This is a genomic window from Gemmatimonadales bacterium (assembly GCA_036265815.1).
In the GTDB taxonomy this organism is placed as follows: domain Bacteria; phylum Gemmatimonadota; class Gemmatimonadetes; order Gemmatimonadales; family GWC2-71-9; genus CAVVWJ01.
In genome coordinates, this window is the sequence record DATAOI010000013.1 from 1 (window position 1) to 9431 (window position 9431).

Genomic DNA, 9431 nt, shown 5'->3' on the forward strand with positions numbered 1-9431 from the left:
GCCGGAAGCGCTCAGCTCCGACCCGGGCTTACTGTCAGGTGGTACGTGATGTTCTGGCTAAACCCGCAGCCCGACGTCACCTGCCAATGGATCGTGTGCTCCCCAGGCGGCAGTGGATTGAGGAACAGGTAATAGCCGGCATCCACGCTTGGCGATAAGGTGAATCCCGCCGGAGCCCCGAAGAGGTTGTCCTCCTGCAGAACCACCTCGAACACCACCGACTGCTCGAAGTAGCGCCCCGGGTCCTGGACCGGAACGCCGTCGATTACCACCGACGAAAAGGTCGCCTCTTCCGCGCAGGTGACCTGCGCCCGGATGAACTCCTCCGTCCGGGTCTCCGGCGGATCTTCTGGGAAGGCGAAGTAAGCAAGGTTAATGAGCGGAACCAGCAACGCGTGGCCAGTAGGAATAGTGCACTCCCGGGTCACGAGCTCGCCGGCGTTGAACGCCCCGGCGAGGAACCAGACGTGATCCGATTGGTTGGCGGCACAGTGCTCGCCCGTGAGGTCGAGCACGGGGTTGCTGCTCACCGGGCTGGTCAATACCCACCGCCACCACTCCGCCGCCCACTCGCTGTAGGACCTTCCGTGGGGCTTGGACTGCGGTGGCGCAATCCCGCCCACGCTCGAGCGCAGCGCCGAAGGACCGGAGCTCACGTCAGGGCCCGTGGGTGCGGTGCGATCGGGGGAACAGGCGGCCAGGAGCAGGACGACCCCAGCGACCGACCTTCTGATAATTCGGCGGTTCATGAGTACACCCTCCATTCTCTCCGGATGGTCCATCTGCATCGGATCGCGAACGCCCTTAGTACGCCAGTCTTCCCTCCAAGGTGAACTCCCCAGTCGCCGCCCCCGTGATCAGATTGGTTCGAGCCGATCCGACCAATTCCGCCGTGCCGTTGGCGGCGGCGAAGCGGCCGGTACCGGGGCTAAACTTCTCGGTGCCTTCGAAGGTCACGCTCGCGTCCGTCGGATCAGTAAAGCTGAGCACGGCGACACCGGTAAAATTCGAGCTCAGCTGGTCCCCATTCGCCGCCACGAACACTCCGCTGCTGCTCAGGGCGCCGGTCGCCACATCGATGGTCTGGGTCACGACGGCGTGGGTGAGCCCGAGATGTGAGATTCGACAGGTGTACTCGATCCGCTGCACTTCAATCGGCGGTGGGACGAGCCTGGTCACCACCGTGGTGCAGCGCCCTGCCAGGGGACGGCTAACCGGCGAGGACCCGCGCCGCGCCAGTGAAGGTTTCGCGTTCCGGTCGGCGCCCTCGATCGGCGAATACCCAGTGGCTTGATCAGCCGCAGAGCAGGCGCAGAGCGCGAGAAGCGCGACGGTCGAGTTCAGTCGGACTGGAAAAATTGAGGCGAGTGGGCGGCGCATATCACGCTCCTGGTGGCTGGGGCACATCACGCACCCTCGACCGCGAAGACGAGGGCTGTATCCCGAGCCTACGCCGGCGGCGTTCCTTTGGCGTGATATGAGCGTGAATTGGGGTTAATCGGAGGGAGATGTGCTCAGCAGCCGCTGAAACCTCGGGTACTTGCGAAGCGGGTCCCAGAAGGGGTCGACCCGAAGCCACTCAGCGGTGAGCTCGTTACCCCAGTGCCTCTGCTCCAGCACGTCGAGCGCCCGTTCAGTATCGCCGGCGAGTACGCACAGCCGGGCTTCAAACTCGCCTGGCTTCCGCCACGCGTTCGGGTACACTCGTTCGTGCGCAGCATATGCCTCGGCTCGCTTTCCATGGGCGGCGAGCATTCCCGCCGTGACCATGCCATAGAAGCCATTCCCCGGGCTCTCTCGAAGCCGAGCCGTCGCGAAGGCATATGCCGTGTCGAAGTACGCTCGGAACCGCGCGGAATCCCCATGCATCCAGGAGTAGTGGCCTTTGATGACGCCGTACAGGCCCGTGTCACCCGCAAAGGCCGTCGCCGGCAGCCGAAGCACGGCCCGTTGATAGCCGTCGTCCAGTATTCCATACGAGTGCCAGGGGAGCAGTGTGCTGGCCGCTGCGGTGATGAGGCCCATGCTGTCGGTGCGCTCGGCAGCCCGGCGGATAAGCCGCCTCGCACCGTTGATGTCCCCGCGATACAGGTAGAGGACCGCCTTCTGGGTATACGGTCCAGGATTCTCCGGTTTGAGCTCGATGGCGCGGTCGTAGGTCCGTATGGCGTCGTCGAACCGATGTGACTCCTGGTACAGGAACGCCAGCACGACCTGCCGCACGACGGTCCGAGGGTCGAGCTGCGCCGCCCGTTCGACACGAGCAATCGCCTGGCGCCCTGGCCTACCGAGGTTCCATTCCGTGTTCCCCAATTCCATCAAGGCTTCGGCATCATTGGGACGGAGCCGGACCGCAGTCTCCAACTCCTTCAGCCCACGCTCGGTGTCATTTTCGATCCGGAGGGCATACTCACCTCGCGCGAGGTGCGCGTCACTCAGCTCGGGAGCGAGCGTCAGCGCGCGTTCAACCGCCGCTCTGGCTTTGACCGCCGTCGAGCTGTCCCCGATCCACGTGCCGAGCAGGGCTCTCCCCAGCTTGGCATAGGCGAGTGCAAAGGTGGAGTCGAGCTCGACCGCCTCTTGGTAATGCTCCGCAGCACCCTTGTACGCGCTCAGGAGCCCCTCTGCCCCGCTGCTCAGGTCCGTGGGCATGGCCGCGTCGCCACGCAGGTAGGCGTCATACGCGCTGAGATTCGTGGTTGGCTTGCCAGCAGGTTGCCCTGCCGCCCGCGCCGCGATCAGGACTCCGAGTGCCATGGTGACCTGCTCGGCGATGCCGGCCTGAACATCGAACACATCGCGCAGGTCCGCATCGTAACGGTCGGCCCACAGATGCTGGTCGTCATGGACGCGAATGAGCTGCGGTGTCACCCGGATGCGGCTGGTTCCATCGGGTCGTTTCTCCCAGCGGACGCTTCCCTCGAGCACATAGGTCGCGCCTAACTCCCGGCCGATTTGCTTCAGTGTGGCGCTGCTGCTCCGATAGCGGTCGGCACTGGTACGCGAGATCACCCCGAGCTCCTTGACGTCGGCAAGGCGGCTGGTGATCTCCTCAGTGAGGCCGTCGGCAAAGTACTGATCTCCCGGCGAGCCGAGATTCTTGAACGGCAGAACCGCCAGAACTCGAGGTGCCTCCTCCGCACTCGCCCGAGCGCCATGATCGCGCCGGGCCAGGACCACTCCGCTACCGACGAGGGCGATGATCGCGGCTCCTATGAGCATGGCCCTGGTGACGGCCTTGCGGCGGAGACCGCTCGCGGGGATAGCGATTGTACCTGCGTTGGGAGCGCGGTCGCCAGAAGCCCGGACCTCACCCAGGTTCACATCGTCAAGCGCTTCCATGAACGCCTTGGCGTCGGGATACCGGTCAGCCGGTGACTTCGCCAGCGCCCGGTCGAGCACGCGCGCGAGCGATTCCGGCACACTCTCGCGCACAGTGCGAATGCCCGGCAATGGCTCGAGAACCCGCCTGGCGAAGATTGCCTGCGGCGTCGGTGCTAAAAAGGGCGGCTCACCGGCGAGCAGCTCGTAGAGGACGCAGCCCAGCGAGTAGATGTCGCTGCGACCATCCAGGGTGCGTGTGCCAGCCGCCTGCTCCGGACTCATGTAGGCTGGCGAACCTACCGTGATACCGGTCTGGGTTATCCGCCCGCCGTCCGTGGTCTCCAATACCGTGGCAATTCCGAAGTCGGCCACTCGCACATGCCCGGCCGACAGCAGGATGTTTTCGGGCTTGACGTCCCGGTGCACTATGCCATGCCGATGGGCGCAGTCGAGCGCGTCGGCCGCCTCGCGGGTGAGGCGCAGCGCCTCCTCTACGGGCAGCTGACCTACGCGCTCCAGTCGCTGTCTCAGTGACTCGCCCTCGACGTAGGGCATGGTGTACCAGAGGAGGCCCTGAGCCTCCCCAGAGTCGAACACAGGCAGGATGTGTGGGTGATCGAGTCGGGCAGCGGTCTCGATCTCACGCCGAAAGCGCTCGGCTCCCAATCGTGAGCTCAGCTCCGGATCGAGCACCTTGAGCGCGACCGCGCGTCGGTGGCGGAGGTCCTGGGCGAGGTAGACGACTGCCATTCCACCCTTGCCCACTTCCCGCTCGATCACGTAGGCGCTGGCCAGGGCCGTTCGCAGAATGGCGACGATGTCGGTGGGTGCTTTGGGTGCTGATGGTTCCAGAAAGCCGCTCGTCCGCTCGGCTACCGCGAGCAGAGACTCGACCTCGGCGCGGAGCGCCAGGTCGGCCCCGCAGGCATCGCTGAGAAACGACAACCGGTCGGCAGGCGCGCGCTCGAGCGCCGCGCCCAGAAGCTCCTTGACCGCTTGCCAACGCTCCGGCTTCACCGCAGCCTCATCGCTCTCTCGTGGTCATCACTCAACCCGCAGCCAGCTCACGCCGAAGCCAAAGCCGAGCGGTCCTCCACTCACGCTCGACCGTCGCATGGGAGAGGCCGAGGACATGAGCAGTCTCCTGGATAGTCGAGCCGGCGAAGTAGCGGAGCTCCACCACCTGTGCCTGGCGGGGGTCAAGCTCAGCCAATCGAGCGAGCGCCTCATCGAGCGCCAGCACGTCCACCTCCGATTCGGGCGGACGATCCGCCACGCCGTCCGCCGCCCCCAAGGTCAGCCGGCGCGCCTGGCCGCCACGCTTGGCAGCCTGACGTGCCCGGGCGTGATCCACCAGGATGCTCCGCATAGCCCGGGCAGCCACGCCGAAAAAGTGGGCACGGCTTTGCCATTCGGCATCTGGCCGACCGACCAGGCGGAGGTAGACCTCGTGCACCAGGGCCGTGGCCTGCAGCGTGTGCCCGGCTGGCTGGCTACGCAACTGACGTGCGGCTTGACGACGCAACTCCTCGTAAATCAGGGGCAGGAGCTCGTCCAGGGCTGCCGGCTCACCCCGTCCCCAGGCCTGCAGCAGGGCGGTCACATCTCGGGAGGGAGGTCTCATGGTGAAATGGGTGCGTGGCAGTGCTGGACGGCCGGGGCGAGATGCTCGCCCAAGCCCGACAATACCGGTCCGGCAGAACGGAGTCAACGCGTGCACCACCCGCAGCGGAATTCGCCTCGCCCCGGGATAGACGGCGGCCGCGTGAGGGGGTTTTTCGCGGGTTTCCGTGTTTCTAATAGAGGTGCTCGAAGCCCACCTAAGCCGAGGATGGAGACCATGACTCTCGCCCTGGCGGCACCCACCGCAATCGAGCTCCGGCTCCTCGGTGGCCTGTCCCTGCGGACCACTGGACGCGCAGGAGCAGCCATCCTGGCTCAGCCCAAACGCCTCGCGCTACTCGCCTACCTTGCCACGGCTACCCCGCGAGGCTTTCACCGGCGCGATAGCCTCCTCGCCCTCTTCTGGCCCGAAGCCGATCAGGACCATGCTCGAACGTCACTGCGGAAGGCGCTCCACCTTCTCCGGCAGGAGCTCGGTCCGGAGCTCATCCAGAACCGAGGGGACGAGGAGGTCGGGCTCGCTCCCGACCGGTACTGGTGCGATGCCGTCGAGTTCGAGGAGGCGGTAGAGAGGGGACGGTGGGACGCAATCGACCTGTATCTGGGGGACCTCCTCGCGGGCTTTCATCTCTCGGATGCGCCCGGCTTTGAACGCTGGATGGAGGAGAGCCGGTTCCGGCTCCGTGACTGCGCCACCCGAGCCGCCTGGAACCTGACCGAACGTCCGCGGGCAGAGGCTCATCCGAATGAGGCCGTGCGATGGGCACGGCGGGCAAGTGGGCTATCGCCCTATGATGAGGTGGTATTCCGAAGGCTGATGACACTGCTCACGCGGGCCGGGGACCGCGCGGGCGCTGTCCTGGCCTACAAAGAGTTTGCACATCGCCTCTCGACCGACCTGGAGCTCGAGCCCTCGACCGAGACTGTCGCGCTGGTCCAGGCGATCCGGGCGCAGAACGGACGCCGACTCGAGCTCAGGATTCCTCTCGCGAGGGGCCTCCGAAGTCATAGTTCACCGACACCGTGAGTCGCCGGGGCAGAATCGGCCGGGCGAGAAAGAAAGGAGCCCCACCTGCGGTCTGCAGTTGGGGGTTTCCTTCCTCGAGACCCTTACCCTGAAAGGCATTCAACAGATCCAGCTGGATTCTGGTGCCGCCACGAGGAAGGGTGTACCCCACGCCGAAATTGAAATAATGGTAGCCTGGCAACCGTGCCTCCAGGCCGAGTTCGACCAGGCGGCTGGAGACCCAGTGAAAGTCACCTGTGAGTTCAAAGCCGCGGACGGAGTAAACCCCAGCCATGGTGCCAATCGTTCTCGGCACGCCGGTGAGCCGGCTTCCTATATCCGTCCCAGTGCTGAATTCCGCCTCGAGCATGGTGCTATTGCCGAGCAGCTGGAGGCCTTTCAGCGGAAACGCGACCACTTCGACCTCAACGCCATAGGACCGGAGTTCGGGTTGCTTCTCGATGACCCACCTCCCTACGCCCGTCAGTGAGTCCACCTCTATTCCCTGACCTACGAGATTTCTCAAATTGGTGTAGAAGCCGTTGGCCGTGAAGGCGAGGCTGCCAACATGTCCCTTTACCCCTGTTTCCAAAGACTGCACCTGCTCCGCGTCGAACAGCTCGACCTGTTCCTCGGCAACGGCACCCACGAACGCGTCGAGTGCCGGCATCTTGTAGCCGCGTGAGCCGGCCGCGTAGAGCGAGAGGTATTTTCGAAGGGCAAAGTTGAGGCCGAGCGACCCGGCCCAGTCGGTAATCTCATGGGTAAAGTGTCGGTAGCTGTCGTTGCCGAACATTTCGTTATCGAACGTGGTTGCGGGATCGCCATCCAGGTCGAATTGGGCGGTGTTTTCCGCACTTTGGACAAAGTCATTGTATTCGACACGTACACCGAGGTCCGCCCGCACCCGTTTGGTGAGCTGGAGCTCGCCGCCAAGAACGCCCGAGACAATGGCGGTCTGTCCGCTTCCATTGACATAGCCCACGAGATAGTTCCGGAAGCCATTGCGGGTGAGGGGAATGGGAGTTCCACCCGGAGGCGTGACCACGGCATCGAGGAAGCGCGGGTTGTCACGGACGTCAGTGAGGATGTCGCTGAAGAACCAGTGGTTTTTCTCCGTGTAGTTCGCGACGTAGAGGCCCAGGGCGAGGGCGTGTGGACCGAAGGTCCGCCTCACCTGGAGCTGGTCCTGCACTGCCGAGATCGGCTTGTCTATGTACCACTGCCCTCCGGGAGCGACCAGGCCGTTCGGGGTGTCGAAGGGGAGCGGTTTGCCGAGCGCATCGGAGTGGTTGGTGTAGGTCAGTTGGATGGTGGTTCCCGGCGGCATCTGCAGTCCACCGGTGAAGAAGGGTGCGGTCGGGTACTCATCGACCGGAAATGCATTCAGTGGCACAATGGCGTTCCACTCCTGGTTATTGTGCATCACCTGAGCGGTGTTCTGCAGCTGCCAGCCACCTTGCAGCCCGAAGGCCGCATCGATGGTGAACCAGGTTGCGGCTGTCTTCAGTCCATTTCCCAGAGGGAGAGTCAGGTCGCCCGTCGGTGTAGGCACCTGAATGTTCAGGCCTTCGTTGGTGTTCATCGACGCGTAATTGCTCAAGCCGGGGGCGTAGGCCGGGTCGTTCGCATTGGTGAACGGCAGTGGAAGAATGAACTGGTTACGGTCATCGAGATACTTGATCGAGGCCCGCAGATATCCGCTGGCCAACTGCCGTGTCACGTTGGCCTTCAGCTGACCGCCTCGGATGCCGGGAAAGCCCGGATCACGCACCCCATGATCGTAGCGGTAGAAGCCGCCTGTGTTGAATCGCCAGCCGTCTCCCAGCGGCCCGCCGGCATTCAGGTCGTAGCGAGCCAGACCTTGGGTGCCTGCGGTTGCCCGCATCGTTCCGCCAAACTGATCGCCGCCGGTCTTATTGATCAGGTTGACGATGGCGCCAGGGGTATTGGAGCCGAACAGCGCGGAGGCGCCTCCCCGCACGACCTCGATGCGGTCGATATTCTGATCGAAACGGAAGAGGTTGTCGGCATTCATCCAGAAGGCCTGCATGGTGGGGAAGACCGGCATCCCGTCTTCCATGAACATCACATACTGTTCGTTGAGAATGCCCCGCATGCTGATGTTCTCGTTGACCTCGCCCCCGGAGCTCTCGACCCGGGTGAACCCTGGAACGTAGCGCAGCATCTCCGTGGTGCTCCGGGGCGAGGCCCGCTCGATCTCACGGGGAGTCAACGTTGTCACGGCGACGCTCGCCGCGAGATTTTGGCGGGGAATCTGGGTTCCAGTGACAATAATGGTCTGAAGCTCTAGAGGGTCACGATGCAGGGTGAAGTCCACGGTGACACGTCGGTGCGCTTCTATCGTGACCCTCGCCGAGTCGGGCCGAAAGCCGACCATGCGAACTCGCACGATCAGATCTCCTCTAGGTACGTTGGTAAGGACATAGGCTCCGTTCGGCCGAGTCGTCGTGCTGATCGCGGGACGCTCGAGATAGACCTGGGCATCAGCGACAGGTGCGCTCCGCTCATCCAGCACCTGACCGGCGATGCTTCCGGTCTGGGTAGCTACTTGCGCTGTGAGAACAGCTGATGGTGCTATGAGGGCGGGTACCACTGAGAGGAGGTTCAGCCTCATCAGCCAATGCGATGGACATTGGCGAGCCAAGCAGGGGCTTCGGGTCATGGCGTTTTAGGTCGTTTTAGTTCCGCCACCGTGTAGAACCGCGCCGGACTCTATACAGTTGCTTGTCGACTTGAGGTGCGCAAGGTCTCGCGAGGCGGGGGATTACACTCTCTGGAGTCCATCGAACACATGACTGTCCAACGGATGGAGCACGTGGGTAGCGTGGTTCGGCGGCTCCTGGCGGCCCTGCTCCTGGCGACGGCCTTCTCGACCCCGGCCGCCGCGCAGCGGATCGCTTACGAGCGGATCGCGCACGACTCGATGGCCGGGAGCTGGACCCTGACATCCGGCCCGGTCTCCTATCGCCTGGTGCGGCGCGCCGACCAAGTGACGTTCGACTACTTCGGCCCCACGTCGCGCATGGCCGCCGTGCCGGACACGACGGCGCAGCCGCCACGCTCCGACCTGACCGGACTCGCCGGCGATCAGTCCCTCGAGCCGGCATCCCTTCGACTCCAAGCGGACTCCACGGTGCCGGCAGCCGGCGTAGAGGAGCTTCGGCTCCGCTTCGTCCATGCGACCCTCCCCCTCGAGCTGGACGTGCGCTACACCGCGTGGGGAGAAACCGGCGTGTTCTCGCGCGAGATCCGGCTCACCAATCGCGGCCGTGTCCCGGTGCCCGTCGCCCTCTTGCCCAGCATCAGCTGGGAGCTTCCGGGTGGCGACTACAGCCTGCGCTATCTCTGGGGAAGCTGGGGACAGGAGCGGCAGCTGGCGACGGAGACGCTGGCCGCCGGGGCGCGGCGATTCGAGCAGACCCGGGGGCGGTCGACCAACGGCTACGTGCCCTGG

Annotated in this window: 7 protein-coding genes; 2 read left to right on the plus strand and 5 right to left on the minus strand. The window is 64.4% G+C overall.

What is annotated here, in order from left to right; translation table 11 throughout:
- Positions 1-11: 11 nt before the first annotated feature.
- From VHR41_02140 to VHR41_02155, 4 genes are all read right to left on the minus strand, one after another.
- Positions 12-749 (minus strand): hypothetical protein, encoded by a 738-nt coding sequence (locus tag VHR41_02140; GenBank protein ID HEX3232968.1) that lies wholly within the window; start codon positions 747-749, stop codon positions 12-14.
- Between the two features lie 55 nt (positions 750-804).
- Entirely contained in the window at positions 805-1179 is a 375-nt protein-coding gene (locus VHR41_02145) for a hypothetical protein (GenBank protein HEX3232969.1), read from the minus strand.
- 315 nt (positions 1180-1494) lie between these two features.
- Entirely contained in the window at positions 1495-4341 is a 2847-nt protein-coding gene (locus VHR41_02150; GenBank protein ID HEX3232970.1) for a protein kinase, read from the minus strand.
- 31 nt (positions 4342-4372) lie between these two features.
- Positions 4373-4927: a sigma-70 family RNA polymerase sigma factor gene (locus VHR41_02155; GenBank protein HEX3232971.1), complete on the minus strand. Its 555-nt coding sequence runs from the start codon at positions 4925-4927 to the stop codon at positions 4373-4375.
- 237 nt (positions 4928-5164) lie between these two features.
- Between VHR41_02155 and VHR41_02160 the strand changes: the two genes are divergently transcribed.
- The gene (locus VHR41_02160; protein ID HEX3232972.1) at positions 5165-5974 is read left to right on the plus strand and encodes a BTAD domain-containing putative transcriptional regulator; all 810 of its coding nucleotides are present in this window, start codon (positions 5165-5167) and stop codon (positions 5972-5974) included.
- On the opposite strand, the gene VHR41_02165 is transcribed toward VHR41_02160, so the two are convergent.
- On the minus strand, positions 5922-8639 hold the full coding sequence (locus VHR41_02165; GenBank protein ID HEX3232973.1) for a TonB-dependent receptor: 2718 nt from the start codon (positions 8637-8639) through the stop codon (positions 5922-5924). The two genes, VHR41_02160 and VHR41_02165, sit on opposite strands and share 53 nt — an antisense overlap.
- Before the next feature lie 129 nt (positions 8640-8768).
- Between VHR41_02165 and VHR41_02170 the strand changes: the two genes are divergently transcribed.
- The coding region (locus VHR41_02170) for a glycoside hydrolase family 36 N-terminal domain-containing protein (protein ID HEX3232974.1) at positions 8769-9431 on the plus strand (663 nt) is incomplete at its 3' end.

What these genes read in the sequence shown, in the direction of transcription:
- VHR41_02140 (HEX3232968.1), bottom strand. Translation starts at nt 749, where the DNA reads ATGAACCGCCGAATTATCAGAAGGTCGGTCGCTGGGGTCGTCCTGCTC.
- VHR41_02160 (HEX3232972.1), top strand. Translation starts at nt 5,165, where the DNA reads ATGACTCTCGCCCTGGCGGCACCCACCGCAATCGAGCTCCGGCTCCTC.
- VHR41_02165 (HEX3232973.1), bottom strand. Translation starts at nt 8,639, where the DNA reads ATGACCCGAAGCCCCTGCTTGGCTCGCCAATGTCCATCGCATTGGCTG.